At 75.9% G+C, this 14,236-nt stretch carries 15 protein-coding genes and 2 pseudogenes; 7 read left to right on the forward strand and 10 right to left on the reverse strand.

Translation table 11 applies throughout. The features are described 5' to 3' along the window. The first annotated feature begins 22 nt into the window (after window positions 1-22). Entirely contained in the window at window positions 23-1,207 is a 1,185-nt protein-coding gene (locus PGB27_RS25925; RefSeq protein ID WP_274203329.1) for a phosphorylase family protein, read from the forward strand. A 17-nt stretch (window positions 1,208-1,224) separates the two neighbouring features. On the opposite strand, the gene PGB27_RS25930 is transcribed toward PGB27_RS25925, so the two are convergent. Genes PGB27_RS25930 through PGB27_RS25945 form a run of 4 tightly spaced genes read right to left on the reverse strand, consistent with a single transcriptional unit; the run spans window position 1,225 to window position 4,299 of the window. Beyond that, entirely contained in the window at window positions 1,225-2,319 is a 1,095-nt protein-coding gene (locus PGB27_RS25930; protein ID WP_274203330.1) for a sulfate/molybdate ABC transporter ATP-binding protein, read from the reverse strand. Continuing rightward, window positions 2,316-3,089, reverse strand: coding sequence for an ABC transporter permease (locus PGB27_RS25935; protein ID WP_274203349.1), 774 nt, complete (start codon window positions 3,087-3,089; stop codon window positions 2,316-2,318). The genes PGB27_RS25930 and PGB27_RS25935 overlap by 4 nt, the downstream gene beginning before the upstream one ends. Window positions 3,090-3,124: 35 nt before the next feature. Then, a complete protein-coding gene (modA, locus tag PGB27_RS25940; protein WP_274203331.1) occupies window positions 3,125-3,898 on the reverse strand; it encodes a molybdate ABC transporter substrate-binding protein in 774 nt (257 codons plus the stop codon). Continuing rightward, complete coding sequence (locus tag PGB27_RS25945; protein WP_274203332.1) at window positions 3,895-4,299, reverse strand: TOBE domain-containing protein; 405 nt, start codon at window positions 4,297-4,299, stop codon at window positions 3,895-3,897. Before PGB27_RS25945 ends, modA begins: the two co-directional genes overlap by 4 nt. A 119-nt stretch (window positions 4,300-4,418) precedes the next feature. Here PGB27_RS25945 and PGB27_RS25950 point away from each other — a divergent pair, with 119 nt between their 5' ends. Beyond that, window positions 4,419-5,624: an acyl-CoA dehydrogenase family protein gene (locus PGB27_RS25950; RefSeq protein ID WP_274203333.1), complete on the forward strand. Its 1,206-nt coding sequence runs from the start codon at window positions 4,419-4,421 to the stop codon at window positions 5,622-5,624. A 55-nt stretch (window positions 5,625-5,679) separates the two neighbouring features. Here the strand turns inward: PGB27_RS25950 and PGB27_RS25955 are convergent, their stop codons facing one another. After that, complete coding sequence (locus PGB27_RS25955; protein ID WP_274203334.1) at window positions 5,680-6,426, reverse strand: response regulator transcription factor; 747 nt, start codon at window positions 6,424-6,426, stop codon at window positions 5,680-5,682. A gap of 185 nt (window positions 6,427-6,611) precedes the next feature. Here PGB27_RS25955 and PGB27_RS25960 point away from each other — a divergent pair, with 185 nt between their 5' ends. Further along, window positions 6,612-7,877: a hypothetical protein gene (locus PGB27_RS25960; protein WP_274203335.1), complete on the forward strand. Its 1,266-nt coding sequence runs from the start codon at window positions 6,612-6,614 to the stop codon at window positions 7,875-7,877. Then, entirely contained in the window at window positions 7,861-8,901 is a 1,041-nt protein-coding gene (locus tag PGB27_RS25965; protein WP_274203336.1) for a hypothetical protein, read from the forward strand. The genes PGB27_RS25960 and PGB27_RS25965 overlap by 17 nt, the downstream gene beginning before the upstream one ends. 6 nt (window positions 8,902-8,907) lie before the next feature. Here the strand turns inward: PGB27_RS25965 and PGB27_RS25970 are convergent, their stop codons facing one another. The 3 genes from PGB27_RS25970 to PGB27_RS25980 all read right to left on the reverse strand — a co-directional run bounded on the left by PGB27_RS25970 (window position 8,908) and on the right by PGB27_RS25980 (window position 11,128). Continuing rightward, window positions 8,908-9,360, reverse strand: coding sequence for a hypothetical protein (locus PGB27_RS25970; RefSeq protein ID WP_274203337.1), 453 nt, complete (start codon window positions 9,358-9,360; stop codon window positions 8,908-8,910). Then, complete coding sequence (locus PGB27_RS25975; RefSeq protein WP_274203338.1) at window positions 9,357-10,409, reverse strand: efflux RND transporter periplasmic adaptor subunit; 1,053 nt, start codon at window positions 10,407-10,409, stop codon at window positions 9,357-9,359. Before PGB27_RS25975 ends, PGB27_RS25970 begins: the two co-directional genes overlap by 4 nt. 89 nt (window positions 10,410-10,498) lie before the next feature. Further along, complete coding sequence (locus PGB27_RS25980; protein ID WP_274203339.1) at window positions 10,499-11,128, reverse strand: NAD(P)-dependent oxidoreductase; 630 nt, start codon at window positions 11,126-11,128, stop codon at window positions 10,499-10,501. 45 nt (window positions 11,129-11,173) lie between these two features. Between PGB27_RS25980 and PGB27_RS25985 the strand changes: the two genes are divergently transcribed. Then, window positions 11,174-11,797 (forward strand): TetR/AcrR family transcriptional regulator, encoded by a 624-nt coding sequence (locus PGB27_RS25985; protein ID WP_274203340.1) that lies wholly within the window; start codon window positions 11,174-11,176, stop codon window positions 11,795-11,797. A gap of 10 nt (window positions 11,798-11,807) precedes the next feature. On the opposite strand, the pseudogene PGB27_RS29515 reads toward PGB27_RS25985, so the two are convergent. Both PGB27_RS29515 and PGB27_RS25990 read right to left on the reverse strand, forming a co-directional pair. After that, window positions 11,808-12,029 (reverse strand): annotated as a pseudogene (locus PGB27_RS29515) (phenylacetaldoxime dehydratase family protein); the annotation flags it as partial. Between the two features lie 64 nt (window positions 12,030-12,093). Beyond that, window positions 12,094-12,461: pseudogene (locus PGB27_RS25990) on the reverse strand (phenylacetaldoxime dehydratase family protein); the annotation flags it as partial. A gap of 326 nt (window positions 12,462-12,787) precedes the next feature. Between PGB27_RS25990 and moaA the strand changes: the two are divergent. Both moaA and PGB27_RS26000 read left to right on the forward strand, forming a co-directional pair. Next, window positions 12,788-13,876 (forward strand): GTP 3',8-cyclase MoaA, encoded by a 1,089-nt coding sequence (gene moaA / locus PGB27_RS25995; RefSeq protein ID WP_274203342.1) that lies wholly within the window; start codon window positions 12,788-12,790, stop codon window positions 13,874-13,876. Continuing rightward, window positions 13,873-14,169 (forward strand): MoaD/ThiS family protein, encoded by a 297-nt coding sequence (locus PGB27_RS26000; protein WP_456298483.1) that lies wholly within the window; start codon window positions 13,873-13,875, stop codon window positions 14,167-14,169. The genes moaA and PGB27_RS26000 overlap by 4 nt, the downstream gene beginning before the upstream one ends. The last annotated feature ends 67 nt before the right edge of the window (window positions 14,170-14,236 follow it).

The raw sequence follows: 14,236 nt of genomic DNA on the forward strand, positions 1-14,236 counted from the left end.
GGGGCCTGGGAGCATGGCGGCCATGGGTGACGTGGTCGAGGTCGACGGCACCGACCTGCAGGGGGAGGACGTCGAGAAGGTCACCGACCGGCTCGTCGACGTGCTCGTGGCCGCCGACGAGGACGGCTGGTACGGGCGGCTCGAGGTCGTGCGCCCCTGGTCGCAGCACAACCCCCGCCTCGACGGCGAGTTCGCTCGCGCCGGGGCGATCCGGCGCTACCTGTGCCGCGAGCTGGCGTCGCTGCTGACCATGGGCGCGCGGATCACCGCCCGGCCCTCGCGGGTGCAGCCGCCGTTCGACGACCCCGACTTCTTCGTCGCCCTCGACGAGGACCGCGTCGACACGCGCTCGAAGAAGCTCTTCCTGTTCTCCCCCGAGCGCATGGCGCTCTCGATCGACCGGATCGGCCACTACACGGGCACGCCGGCCGTCGCGTTCCAGCGCCACGTGCTGTTCACGAACTACGCCATGCACGTCGAGGCGTTCCTCGAGCGCTTCCCCGACGCCGTGCGCCCCGAGCGCCCCGGCACCCAGATGCCCGCCTACCACCACGTCACCGAGGCCGGCGACGGCGTGAGCCTCGTGAACATCGGCGTCGGACCCGCCAACGCGAAGACCGGCACCGACCACGTCGCCGTCCTGCGGCCCGACACCATGATCATGATCGGGCACTGCGGCGGGCTGCGGAACCACCAGCAGAAGGGCGACTTCGTGCTGGCCACCGGCTACCAGCGCGCCGACCACGTCCTCGACGAGGTGCTGCCGCTCGACGTGCCCGTGGTGCCCAACCACCGCCTGAACTCCTACCTGCTCGACGCGCTCCAGCGGGCGGGCATGACCTACCGGCTGGGCATCGTGCACACCACCGACAACCGGAACTGGGAGTTCAACCAGCAGGCGACGCTGCGGGCGATGCAGCTGAGCCGCAGCGTCGCGGTCGACATGGAGTCGGCGACGATCGCGGCCAACGGCTTCCGCTACCGCGTGCCCCACGCGACGCTGCTCTGCGTCTCGGACAAGCCGCTGCACGGCTCGCCGAAGCTCGCGGCGGGCGCGCAGGAGTTCTACGAGGCGTCCAAGCGCCACCACCTCGACCTGGCGCTGACCGCGCTGGAGTCGGTGCGCCGCGAGCACCCCGAGGGCCTGCCCGGCCAGGAGATCCGCGCCGTCGACGAGCCGCTGTTCGGGGGCCCGCCCGACCTCTGAGGTGCGCTGGCGCGCACCTAGCGGCGGCGCGGGTGCACGGCGACCTCGGTGGCCTTGACCGCGAACCACAGCTCGTCGCCCGGCTCCACGCCGAGCTCGGCGACGGCGGCCGGGGTGACGTCGGCGGCGAGGCCCTCGGCCCACCCCGGACCGCCCGGCGCCGCCGCCGCGCGCAGGCGCACCACCTCGCCGCGCGGTTCGAGGGCCGCGAGGCGCACCGGGAGCACGTTGCGGGGGCTGCCCTCGGGGTGCTTGCGGTGCACCGCGACCGCGCTCGGCGGGAACACCGCGACCGCCGGCTCGCCGTCCGCCAGCTCCTCGGAAGCGCGCCCGTGCACCGTGGTGCCCTCGGACGTCGTCAGCCCGGCCGCCGACGCCGCGCCCCCGACGAGGTCCAGCCCCGCGATCCGCGCCGCGAACGCCGAGCGCGGGCGCGCCAGCACCTCGGCGGTCGGGCCGTGCTCGACGACCTCGCCGTCGGCCAGCACCACGAGACGGTCGGCGAGCACCACGGCGTCGACCACGTCGTGGGTGACCAGCAGCGTCGTCTGCCCGGTCTGCCGCACGACCCGGCGCAGCACCGAGCGCACCGCGGGCGCGGCGTCGACGTCGAGCGCGGCGAAGGGCTCGTCGAGCAGGAGGAGCTCGGGCTCCACGGCGAGCGCGCGGGCGATCGCCACCCGCTGCGCCTGCCCGCCCGAGAGCTCCGCCGGGCGGCGCTCGGCGAGCTCGGGGAGGCCGACGTCGGCGAGCCGCGCGTCCGCCGCCGCCCGCGCCGCCCGTCGCCCCCGCCCGGCGCAGCGGGGCCCGAAGGCGACGTTGTCGCGCGCGGAGAGGTGCGGGAAGAGCAGCGCCTGCTGGCTGAGCAGCCCCACCCGGCGCCGGTGGGCGGGCACCGCGACGCCCGCGGCGGTGTCGGTGAGCACCCGCCCGCCGAGGGTGATCCGCGCGTCCTCGGGCGCGTCGAGCCCCGCGAGCGTCCCGAGCAGCGTCGACTTGCCCGACCCGTTCGGCCCGAGCACCGCGACCACCTCGCCCGGCGCGACCTCGACCGCGACGTCGAGCGTGAACCCGCCGCGCCGCGTCCTCACCCGGGCCTCGAGCGCGGTCACCGCACGCCCGAGACGTCGCGGGTGCGGGTGGCGACGATGACGACCACCGCGACGACGACCAGCACCAGGGACATCGCCACCGCGCCGTCGAGGTCGTTCTGCGACTGGATGTAGATCAGCAGCGGCAGGGTCTGGGTCGTGCCCTGCAGGTTGCCGGCGAAGGCGATCGTCGCGCCGAACTCGCCGAGCGCGCGGGCGAACGCCAGCACCGACCCCGACACCAGCCCCGGCAGCACCACGGGCAGCGTCACCCGCCGCAGCGCGGTCAGCGGCGACGCGCCGAGGGTCGCGGCGACGACCTCGTAGCGCTCGCCCGCCGTCCGCAGCGCCCCTTCGAGGCTGACGACGAGGAAGGGCATCGCGACGAACGTCTGCGCGATGACGACGGCCTCGGTGGAGAACGGCACCGTGATCCCGAACCACGCGTCGAGCAGCTGACCGATCGGTCCCGTGCGCCCGAGCAGGAACAGCAGCGTCAGGCCGCCGACCACGGGCGGCAGCACCAGCGGCAGCAGCACGACGGAGCGCAGCACCGGCAGCCCGGGCAGGTCGGAGCGCGCCAGCACGAGCGCGAGCGGGGTCCCGAGCAGCAGGCACAGCGCCGTCGACACCAGCCCCGTGCGCAGCGAGAGCCACAGCGCGTCGAGCGCGGCGGGGGTGGTGACGAGCGCACCGAAGTCCGGCCAGTTCGTCCGGAGCACGAGCCCGGCCACGGGCACCGCGATGAGCCCGAACCCCACCACCGCCGGCACCCACACCGGCCAGGGCAGCGTGAGCGTGACGGCGCCGCCCCGGCGGGTGCGCGTCACCGCAGCGTGAACCCGGCCCGCTGCAGGGCCGCGTCGCCCTGGGGGCCGGTGACGAACTGGATCCACCTGTCGGCGAGGTCGGCGTCCGGCCTGCCGGCGACGGCGCCGATGAGGTAGTCCTGCGCCGCGCCCTGGGCGCTCGCCTGCGGGAAGTCGACGCCCTGGACCTGCCCGCCCGCCGACCGCACGTCGGTGACGTAGACGAGGCCGGCGTCGACGTTGCGGGTCTGCACGCGCTGGAGCACCGAGCGGACGTCCTGCTCCTCGCTGACCGGGTCCAGCATGACGTTCGCGGCGCGCTCGGCGGCCTCGGTGGCGGCCCCGCACGGGACGGCGGGTGCGCACACCGACTCGGTGACCTGCGGCCCGACCAGCGACGCGAGCCCCGTGACCTGCTCGGGGTTGCCCGGCTGGACGGCGATCTGGAGCCGGTTGGACGCGTAGGTGACCGGCTCGCCCGCGATGCGCCCGGCCTGCTGCGCGGTCTGCATCGTGCGGGTGCTCGCGGTGGCCAGGACGTCGGCGGGCGCGCCCTGCACGACCTGCTGGGCGAGCGTGTCCGAGCCGCCGAAGTTGAACACGACCGTCGTGCCCGGGTCGGCCTGCTCGAACGACGGCTTCAGCGCGTTGTAGACGTCGGTCAGCGACGCGGCCGCCGAGACGGTGAGCGTGCGGGCGGGCTGTTGGTCCCCGGACGATCCGCACGCCGTGACGGCCAGCGCGAGCGCGGCGGTCAGGGCCGTCATGACGTGCCTGCGGGCGCTGCTCACGCCATGCCACCGGGGGTCTCGACGATGATCTGCGACGCCTTGACGATCGAGACCGCCAGCGATCCGACCTCGAGCCCGAGTTCCTCGACGGCCTCGGTGCTCATCAGCGACACCACGCGGTGCGGCCCGCACTGCATCTCGACCTGCGACATCACCTCGTCGCTGTGCACCCGTGTCACCAGGCCGACGAAGCGGTTGCGCGCGGAGCGCCCCACCCCGGACGGGTCGGGGGTGGCGTGGGCCTGGGCGCGCGCGAAGGCGGCGAGGTCGGCGCCGGCGATGACCTTGCGGCCGCTGGCGTCGGTCGACACCGGCAGCGCGCCGCCGTCGGTCCACCGCCGCACCGTGTCGTCGCTGACCCCGAGCAGCCGGGCGGCCTCGGCGATCCGGAAGTGCGTCACGGGAGGGGAGTCTAGGCCCGAGACTGCGCCTGTACAGGGCCCTCGAGTCCCGCAGGTCCGGAGATCGGTCGTGACGATCCGCACTCGCCGCCGCGGCGAGGCGGTGGGAAGGTGCGGTGGTGGACTTCGCACCCAGCGCCGCGGCCCAGGACTACACCGACCGCATGCGGGCCTTCCTCGACGAGGCGGTCCTGCCCGCCGAGAAGGTCTACGACGCCTGGCGCGAGGAGCGGCGCGGGACGCCGGCCGAGCACGACCTGCCGCCGGTGATGGAGGAGCTCAAGAGCGAGGCCCGCCGCCGCGGGCTCTGGAACCTGTTCCTGCCGGACATCTCGGGGCTGTCGAACCTCGAGTACGCCCCGATCGCCGAGGTGTCGGGCTGGTCGCCGGTGATCGCGCCCGAGGCGATCAACTGCCAGGCGCCCGACACCGGCAACATGGAGACCCTGCACCTGTTCGGCACCACCGAGCAGAAGCAGCAGTGGCTCGAGCCCCTGCTCGCCGGCGAGATCCGCTCCGCGTTCGCCATGACCGAGCCGGCCGTCGCGTCGTCGGACGCCACCAACATCACGACGTCGATCCGGCGCGAGGGTGACGAGTACGTCATCACCGGCAAGAAGTGGTGGATCTCCGGCGCGGCCGACCCGCGCTGCCAGATCTTCATCGTCATGGGCAAGACCGACCCGGACGCCCCCACGCACCGCCAGCAGTCGATGGTGCTCGTCCCCCGCGACGCCCCGGGGCTGACGGTCACCCGCCCGCTGCCGGTCTTCGGCTACCAGGACCAGCACGGGCACTGCGAGCTCGAGCTGAACGAGGTCCGGGTGCCGGCGTCGAACCTCCTCGGCGAGGAGGGCGGCGGCTTCGCCATCGCCCAGGCACGCCTCGGCCCGGGCCGCATCCACCACTGCATGCGCCTCATCGGCATGGCCGAGCGCGCGGTGGACGCCATGGTGCGCCGCGCCAACGAGCGCGTCGCGTTCGGCAAGACCCTCGGCGAGCAGGGCGTGGTGCGCGAGCAGATCGCCGAGAGCCGCATCGCGATCGAGCAGGCCCGCCTGCTCGTGCTGAAGACGGCCTGGCTGATCGACAACGTGGGCTCGCGCGGCGCGGCGACGGAGATCGCGGCGATCAAGGTCATCTGCCCGCGGATGGCGTGCGACGTCATCGACCGCGCGATCCAGATCCACGGCGGCGGCGGGGTCTCCGACGACTTCCCGCTGGCCTACGCCTACGCCTGGGCCCGCGCGCTGCGCCTCGCCGACGGCCCGGACGAGGTGCACCTGCGCTCCGTCGCGCGCCAGGAGCTCAAGGCCCACGGCTGACCGGTGCGCTGACGCGCTCGTGAGCAGAAAGAAGTGCTGGAGCACTTCTTCCTGCTCACCTGCGCGGAGCGCACCTGGCGCGGGCGGGCGCGGGGACGAAGAGCCCGAGGCGCCAGGCGTGGCTGACCGCCTGCGCCCGGTCGCTCGCGCCGAGCTTGCGGAACAGGTGCCCGGTGTGCGACTTCACCGTGTGGTCGGACAGGTAGAGCCGCTTGCCGATGTCGGCGTTGGTCAGCCCCCGGCTGACGCCGATGAGCACCTGCACCTCGCGCACCGACAGCTCCAGGCGCCGCTGGGCCTCGAGGTCGACGACCACGTCGTGCAGACCGTCGACCCGCGACCCGACCGCCGGGCCGTCCGCGGGCGCCGCCGGGCGGGGCACCAGGTCGTCGCCGGCGGCGGTGGCGGCGGTGCTGCGCACGAGCGTGCGGATCATCGCCCGCGGCGCGTCCCAGCGCAGGAACCCCGCCGCGCCCTCGGCGACCGCCTGCTGGGCGGGCGCGTGGGCACCCGCCGACCCCGCGACGAGGACGCCGGTGCCCGGCGCGTCGGCCAGCACACGGCGCACGACGGCGAGCCCGGTCGGCTCGGTCTCGGCCAGCCCGAGCACCGCGATCGCGCCCGGGGTCGCCGCGAGGTGGGCCATCAGGTCGTCGGCGTCCCGCGCGACGGCCACGCCGTCGGGGCCCGCGACCGAGTCGACGAGCAACCGTAGGCGTCGTCGTGCCTGGGGTCGCTCGTCGTGGACGACACACGTCTCCCCGGACCCCCCGTCCTCGCGCACCCGGTAGAGGTACCTCATCGGCGTGATCTCCGATGGCACGACGCGCGGCGCGACGATCACGAAAATGACAGTGCTGTAAGTCGCCTGGCCGGGTATCACCCACATGCATCGACAGGCGTTTCACTTGTCGACGGAGAGTCCACGACCTTGCATGTCCCGCGACGTCCTCGGCGGCACGGGGACCCGACGCGCAGGGAGCGCCGATGGCCGACGGCCGGACCGGACCGGGCACGACGCGGAGGGTCCCGGCGCCGGGGGCGCGGAGCGCCGTGGGGGCCGCCGTCGCGGTGGGCGCGGTCGTCGCGTCGGTCCTCACCGCGGTCGTCACGGCCCCGGTCGCCGAGGCGGTGCCCGCGGCCGAGTCGTGGGCCGCCGAGCTCGCCATCACCGGCGGCGACGACGCGAACGTCGTGGCGGCGAACGACGCGGTCCGGCTGCGCGACCTCGCGCCCCGACCCACGAGCGCCGGACCGGTCCCCGCCGAGGGGACCCTGCTGCTCGCCCCCCGGCGGCCGGCCGCGATCACCGACCGCGTCGCGGCCGAGGTCACCGCCGACGTCCCGCCGGGCGCGGAGGTCGTCGTGTCGGTGCGCGGCACCCGCGACGACGGCACGTGGAGCGAGTGGCGCGAGGCCCGCCCCGAGAGCCCCGCCCGCCTCGACGAGCCGACGGTCGAGCTGCAGGTGCGCGTCACCCTCGTCGCGGCACCCGACGGCTCCGGCCCCGCCCTGCGACGCCTGTGGCTCACCGCTGACCGGGCCCCGCTCGGCCTCGGCGTCCCGCGCCCGGCGACGCCGGTGACCAGCCGCGTCTTCGCCACCCGCATCGGCCTCGTCGGCAACGACACCGCCAACGGCCACGAGGTCGCGCGCGACGACCGGTTCGTCGCGCTGCCCTCGCGGCGCAGCCTCGGCCCGCAGGAGTCCGGCGACTACACCGTGCGCGTCTGCGCCGCGGAGAACCGGTGCACGTGGGCGCCCGTCTGGGACATCGGGCCCTGGAACACCACCGACGACTACTGGAGCGAGGGCCGGCGGCGCCAGGCCTTCGGCGACCTGCCCCGCGGGCGACCCCAGGCCGAGGCCGCCTTCACCGACGGCTACCGCGACGGCCGGGACGGTTCCGGGCGCCGCGTGCGCAACCCGGCGGGGATCGACCTCGCCGACGGCACGTTCCGCGACGACCTCGGGCTGCGCGACAACGCCTGGGTGACCGTCACGTACCTGTGGACCGGCTCCGGCCCCTCGGCCCCCGCCCGCGACCGCGAGGCCCGCCTCGAGGTCCGCGCCGCCCCCGCGCCGGACGCGGCCGTCGTCGGCGTCGTCGCCCCGCACGCGCGGGTGTCCTACGACTGCGCCGTGGACACCGCTGCCGGCCGCACCGGCGCCGGCCCCCGATGGCTGCGCCTCGGACCCGCCCAGTTCGTCCCGGCCGACCAGGTGGAGGCGCGCGATGTCCCGTCCTGCTGACCCGTTCCGCCACGGCGCCCTCGCGGTCGCGGCCGGCGCCCTCGGGCTGGCCGTCGTCCTCGCCGTGCCCGCCGGCGCCAGCACCGACCCGGCACCCCGGACCGAGAGCTGGGCGGCGGAGCTGGCGATCGAGGGCGGCGACGACCGCGACGTCGTGCTCGACGCCGGCGCCATCCGCCTCGCGGGCACGGACGTGCGCTCCGGCGAGCTGGTGCTCGCGCCGCGGCGCACCGCGGGCGTCGTCGACACCGTGCGCGGGGTCGCGGCCGCCGACGTGCCGGCCGGCAGCTCCGTCGTCGTCGAGGCCCGCGGGCTGCGCGGCGACGGCGGCTGGGGCGCCTGGGTCACCGTGCCCCGCGAGGGCGGCGCGCGCCTCGGCGGCCCGAGCACCGAGATCTCCGTGCGCGTGCTGTTGCGCCGCGAGGGCGCCGGCACGGGCCCGGTGCTGCGCGGGCTGTGGCTGACCACCACCGCCGTGCCGCCGACCACGGCCACCCGGACCGAGACGCGCACCGAGACCCGGACCCGGACCCGCACCGAGACCGCGACCGTCACCGCGCCGACGAGCACGAGCACCACCTCCGCCCGACCGACCACCACGACCACGGCCCAGCCGACCACGACCACGACACAGCCCACGACGCCCACGACGCCCACGACCGCCACGACGACTCCCCGGCCGACGACCACGACCACCACCGAGCCGACCACCACCGAGCCGACCACCACCACGACGGCGAGGCCGGAGCCGACCACCACGACCCCGGCGCCCACCACCACGACACCCACGACCACCACGCCACCGACGTCGGAGCCGGACACGACCGAGCCGACCACCACCACCACCTCGACCACGACACCGACGACCACCACCACGACGCCCGTCGTCCCGCCCGCCGCGCTGGTCCCCGGCGTGCCGCTCCCCACCGCCGACCTGCCGCCCGCGCGCCCCCTGCCCGCGGCCGCGCCGACCTCGTCCTGGTGGGGCGCCGACCTGCTCGCCTGGCTCGGCCGCGCGTTCTGACGACCGTCAGCCCGGGACGCCGACCGACTCCACCGTGAGCACGCCGTCGGTGTCCGGGACGCCCAGCACGGTCACGCGCGTCCCCCGCGGCAGCGCGCCGACCGGTCCCGGGCGCGGCTCCTGCCCGACGACACGGGTGGCCGGTGACGTCCGCAGCGCGACGAGCCGGCCGTCGGGGGTCCGGACGGCGATGAGGCCGTCGGCGGTGCTCTCGAGCGTGCCCACGAGCGGGACGCCCACCCCGGCCGGTGGCGGGCAGCCGGCGCAGCCGACGGCGAGGTGGCGGTCCGCGAGCACGCCGCCGACCACGCCGAGCACGAACACCGTGAGCATCGCCAGCCCGATCACCCAGCGCCGCGGGCGGGGTCGCTCCCGCACCGCCGGCTGCGGTCCGCCGAGGTCACGGTCGTCGTAGCCGTAGCCCCCGGGATCGGTCTCCCACTCGTCGGGACGGTTCACGGTCGCGGTCCCGGGTCGCGGGGCACGAGGACGCGGTCACCGACCCGCAGCCCGTCGCGGATCTCCACCGACACCGCGTCCGCGAGTCCCGTCGTCACCGCGACGACGCGGTCGGGGCTGCGCCCGTCCTGGGGGCGCACGAGGACCGTGCCGCGGTCCGGGCCCGTGCGCCGCACCGCCGCGGGCGGCACGACGACGACCCCGATCGCGCGCTCGACGAGCACCCGGACCTCGGCGACCTGCCCCACCCGCATCGTCGCCGGCGGGACGGGCGCGGCGATCGTGACGCCGTAGGCGCCGTCGGGACCGGGCGCGGGCTCGACGCCGACGACCTCGCCGAACAGGGGCTCGCCGACCCCGTCGACGCTCGCGGACGCGGACTGCCCCGCCGCCACCCGGGGGACGTCGCGGGGCGGCACGGCCGCGCGCACGACGAGCGTCCCGAGGTCGGCGAGGCGCACGAAGGGGCGGCGGCTCGGCGCGTCGTCGGGGGTGGGCACGCCGGCGACGACGCGGTCGCCGACCTGCCCCGCGACCGCGATCACCGTCCCGTCGCGCGGGGCCCGCAGGACCGTGGCCGCCAGCACCCGGTCGGCCTCGGCCAGCTCGGCGCGGTCGCGCGCGGCCGTCGTCTCGAGCCGGCTCTGCAGCAGGGGGTCGGGCGGCACCGCGTTCCGGGCGGCGTCGAGGTCACGGGCGCCGTTCGCGACCGCGGTCTGCGCCGCGATCACCCGGGCGCGCGCGGTGCTGTCGTCGAGCGTCGCGAGCACGTCGCCGGCCACGACCACCGATCCCGGGGTGACGTCGACGCTGGTCACCGTGCCGTTGACCTCGAACGACACGTCGGCCTCGCCCGCGCTGCGGACCGCACCCGGCGCCCGGACCTCGGTGACGACGTCGGCGCGCACCACCGGTACGACGTCGGCCGACGGCGCCCGGAGGAGCTGCGGCTGGCGCAGGAGGACCACGACGGTGACCGCGCCCGCGAGCAGCACCACCACCAGCACCGTCGGCAGCAGCCCGCCCAGGCGGCGCCGACCGGTGGACATGGCGCCCGACCGTAGTGCCGCGCGCCGTGCGGCCAGGGCAACCGCGTGTCCGGCGTGTCACCCGTCCGGAGGTCGCGGGGCGCGGGACCTCAGTCCGCGACGGCGACGAGGTGCCCGACGACCGCGTCCTCGCGCGCGAGCCGCAGCAGCTCGCCGGCCAGGTCGGCGCGGGCGAGGCGGTGCCCGCCGGCCACGTGGCGGTCGAGGGCGCGTCGGGGGCGGCCGGCGCCGGGCCCGTCGAGGAGCCGCGGCGGGCGCACGATCGTCCAGTCGCGATCGCTCGCCCGGACCACCTCCTCCATCCGCGCCATGTCCGCGTACGGGTGGCGGAACACCCGCTGGAGGATCGGCTTGACGAGCAGGCGCACGGCGAGGTCGTCACCCTCGCCCGGCAGGCCCGCGGCACTGACGACGAGCAGCCGGCGCACGCCGGTGCGCTGCATCGCGGCGATCGCCGCGGTGACGCCGTCGGTGCAGACGGTGGTGCGCGCGCGACCCCGGCCCCCCAGCGCCGACACCACGGCGTCGGCCCCGCGGACCGCCCGGTCGAGGACCTCGGCGGCGTCGGCGTCGTCGAACCCGACGCGCACGACCGTCGCGCCGTCCGGCACGTCCGAGCCCGGCCGGGCCACGGCCACGACCTCGTCGCCCTCCGCGAGCGCCTGCGTGACGACCTCGCGCCCGGTCCGCCCGGACGCCCCCAGCACGACGAGCCGCACGACGCCTCCCTGGTCAGTGAGTACTCACCAACGTAGAATGGCCTTGTGTCCCCGCGCCGGTCAAGCAGCACGACGCGCGACCGCATCCTCGACGCGGCCCTGACCGTCATGCGCACCCGCGGGGTCGCGCGCACGACGACGAAGGAGATCGCGCGCGAGGTGGGGCTCTCCGAGGCGGCGCTGTACAAGCACTTCGAGGACAAGACGGCACTGTTCGTCGCGGTGCTGGTCGAGCGGGTGCCCTCGCGGCTCGGGGAGGTGCTCGACGGCCTGCCCGACCGCGTCGGCACCGGGGAGGTCGAGACGGTCCTCGCGGAGGTCGCCGCCGAGGCGCTGGCGTTCTACCGCGAGACCTTCCCCATCGCGGCGTCGCTGTTCTCCGACCCCGCGGTCCTCGCCGCCCACCGCGCCGCCCTCGACCGCCTCGGGACCGGGCCGCACGTGCCCGTCGACGCGCTCGCCGCCTTCCTCGCGGCCGAGGCCGAGGCCGGCCGGGTCGGCGCCACGGCCGATCCCCGGGCCACGGCGACCCTCCTGCTCGGGGCCTGCCAGATGACCGCGTTCCTCGCCGCGTTCAGGGGCGCGCCGACCACGGGCGCCGACGACACCGCGGCCGCGCAGGCCATCGCCCGCGCCGCCGTCCACGGCGTCCCGCCCCCGCCCCCGTGAGGGCGGTCCGTCAGACGCCCGGCCGCGCGTCGCGCAGCAGGCCCGTCGACGAATGGCAGTTGACGTACTCGTAGTACTGGTCGTCGGCGCCGACGACGGAGACCTCGTGGTAGAGCCGCAGCCGGGGCAGCCGCTTCGCGCGCCGGACGTAGGCGACGAAGAGGCTGAGGTGGGTCGGGTGCGACTCGGCCCAGCGCTCGAGCCGGTCGAGCGAGCGCCAGTGGCTGATGGCGTAGGTCTGCTCGAGAGGTCGGCCGGGTCTGGGAGCGCGGGATCCGGTCGCGCATCGCGCCCCAGTAGGCGTGCTCCTGGACCTCGTCGCTCACCCCGTCCAGGACCGCGCCGACACCGGGCAGCCCCTCGGTGAACGGGTAGAGCGTCTCGAACCCGTCGACCCGCGGCATGACGACCTCGCGGAAGACCCCGACGTCCGCCCGCAGGCGCTCGTCGGCGTCCCACCACCCGCCCACCGCCGGTACCGCTCGGGGTCGCGCCAGTAGCCGACCGCGACGAGGTTCTCGCGGCCCTGCGCGTCCGTGTGGTGGGTGGCGTCGTGGTGCCCGGGGCCGTCGTCGAGCCCGAAGTGCCCGACGATGCGCCGCAGCGTCTCCAGGGCATGCGCGCGGTGCTCCTCGCCGCGGTACTGGACGCCCAGGTAGGCCATGACGACCTGGGTGACGTCCTCGCGCGCGCGGGCGACGACGATCGGGAACGGCGGCCGGTAGTCGTCGGACGCGCGCCGGGACAACGTGCGCGGGCACCGCAGGTGGCGGTCGATGGCGGATTCCACGACTCCCCTTCGGTGGAGGGCGTCCGGTCCGGGAGCCTAGTCCGGCACGGTGACGGACCCCCTCCGATCGGACCTTTTTCCACACCTGCTCCCGCATCTGCTCCCGATCTCCGCCAGCGTCGGCCGCAGGCGCGGAGACGGTCCTCCACCTGCGGAGATGCTGATCACCAGAGCGCGGCGACGCGGTTAGTGTGGTCGTGATGACCGCTCTCGACCTCGGTGTGCCGGCCGTTCCCGGGGCCGCCACGTCCACCACCGACACCCAGGGCCGTCCCTCCGACCCCCGCCTCGTCGACTCGTGGGGCCGGGTCGCGACCGACCTGCGCGTCTCGCTGACCGACCGCTGCAACCTGCGCTGCACCTACTGCATGCCCGCCGAGGGCCTGGAGTGGATGCCGAGCGAGCAGGCGCTGACCGACGACGAGGTCGTCCGCCTGGTGCGGGTCGCCGTCGAGCGCCTGGGCGTGCAGGAGATCCGCTTCACCGGCGGCGAGCCGCTGCTGCGCAAGGGCCTCGAGGACATCGTCGCCGCCACGGCCGCACTGTCGCCGCGCCCGGAGATGTCCGTGACCACCAACGGGCTCGGGCTGACCCGCCGCGCCGCCGGTCTGGCGGCCGCCGGCCTGGACCGGGTCAACGTCTCGCTGGACACGCTCCGACGCGAGCGGTTCGCCGAGATCACCCGGCGCGACCGCCTCGACGACGTCCTCGGCGGCCTGCGCGCGGCGCGGGAGCACGGGCTGGACCCGATCAAGGTCAACACGGTGCTCATGCCCGGGCTCAACGACGACGAGGCGCCCGACCTGCTGGCGTGGGCCCTCGAGGAGGGCTACGAGCTGCGCATCATCGAGCAGATGCCGCTCGACGCCGGCCACTCCTGGCAGCGCGACCGCATGATCACGGCCGAGCAGGTGCTGGCGTCGCTGCGCACCCGCTTCACCCTCACCGACGACCCCGCCGAGCGCGGCGGCGCCCCGGCCGAGCGCTTCCTCGTCGACGGCTGGACCGCGCCCGACGGGACGCCGGCGAAGGTCGGCGTCATCGCCTCGGTGACCCGCCCGTTCTGCGGCACCTGCGACCGCACGCGGCTCACCGCCGACGGCCAGGTGCGCACCTGCCTGTTCTCGCAGACCGAGAACGACCTGCGGGGCCTGCTGCGCGGCGGCGGCTCCGACGAGGAGATCGCCGACGCGTGGCGCGTGGCCATGTGGGGCAAGAAGCCCGGCCACGGCATCGACGACCCCGGTTTCCTGCAGCCCGACCGTCCGATGAGCGCGATCGGAGGATGATGACCGCTCCCGCGTCCACCAGCGCGACGACCGCTCCCGCCGCCACGGTGACCGTCCGCTACTTCGCCGGCGCCAAGGCCGCGGCCGGCACGCGCAGCGAGACCGTCGCGGTGCCCGACGGCGCCACCGTCGCCGACCTCGTCACCGCCCTGGCCGCCGACCACGGCGACGCCCTGGCCCGCGTGCTCGGGGCGGCGAGCTTCCTGCTCGACGAGGTCGCGGTGCACGACCGCGCCACGGTCCTGCCCGACGGCGCCGTCGTCGACGTCCTGCCGCCCTTCGCCGGCGGCTGACGGGCTCGCTCGAGGCTCGCGTGGATGTGAGCGAAGTGGCGGTGGGGGCCGTGTGTTTGCGCAACCG

Source organism: Actinomycetospora lemnae, from assembly GCF_028737315.1.
In the GTDB taxonomy this organism is placed as follows: domain Bacteria; phylum Actinomycetota; class Actinomycetes; order Mycobacteriales; family Pseudonocardiaceae; genus Actinomycetospora; species Actinomycetospora lemnae.

What these genes read in the sequence shown, in the direction of transcription:
- PGB27_RS25960 (WP_274203335.1), top strand. Translation starts at nt 6,612, where the DNA reads ATGGCCGACGGCCGGACCGGACCGGGCACGACGCGGAGGGTCCCGGCG.
- PGB27_RS26000 (WP_456298483.1), top strand. Translation starts at nt 13,873, where the DNA reads ATGATGACCGCTCCCGCGTCCACCAGCGCGACGACCGCTCCCGCCGCC.
- PGB27_RS25975 (WP_274203338.1), bottom strand. Translation starts at nt 10,409, where the DNA reads ATGTCCACCGGTCGGCGCCGCCTGGGCGGGCTGCTGCCGACGGTGCTG.
- PGB27_RS25965 (WP_274203336.1), top strand. Translation starts at nt 7,861, where the DNA reads ATGTCCCGTCCTGCTGACCCGTTCCGCCACGGCGCCCTCGCGGTCGCG.
- PGB27_RS25955 (WP_274203334.1), bottom strand. Translation starts at nt 6,426, where the DNA reads ATGAGGTACCTCTACCGGGTGCGCGAGGACGGGGGGTCCGGGGAGACG.
- moaA (WP_274203342.1), top strand. Translation starts at nt 12,788, where the DNA reads ATGACCGCTCTCGACCTCGGTGTGCCGGCCGTTCCCGGGGCCGCCACG.
- PGB27_RS25925 (WP_274203329.1), top strand. Translation starts at nt 23, where the DNA reads ATGGGTGACGTGGTCGAGGTCGACGGCACCGACCTGCAGGGGGAGGAC.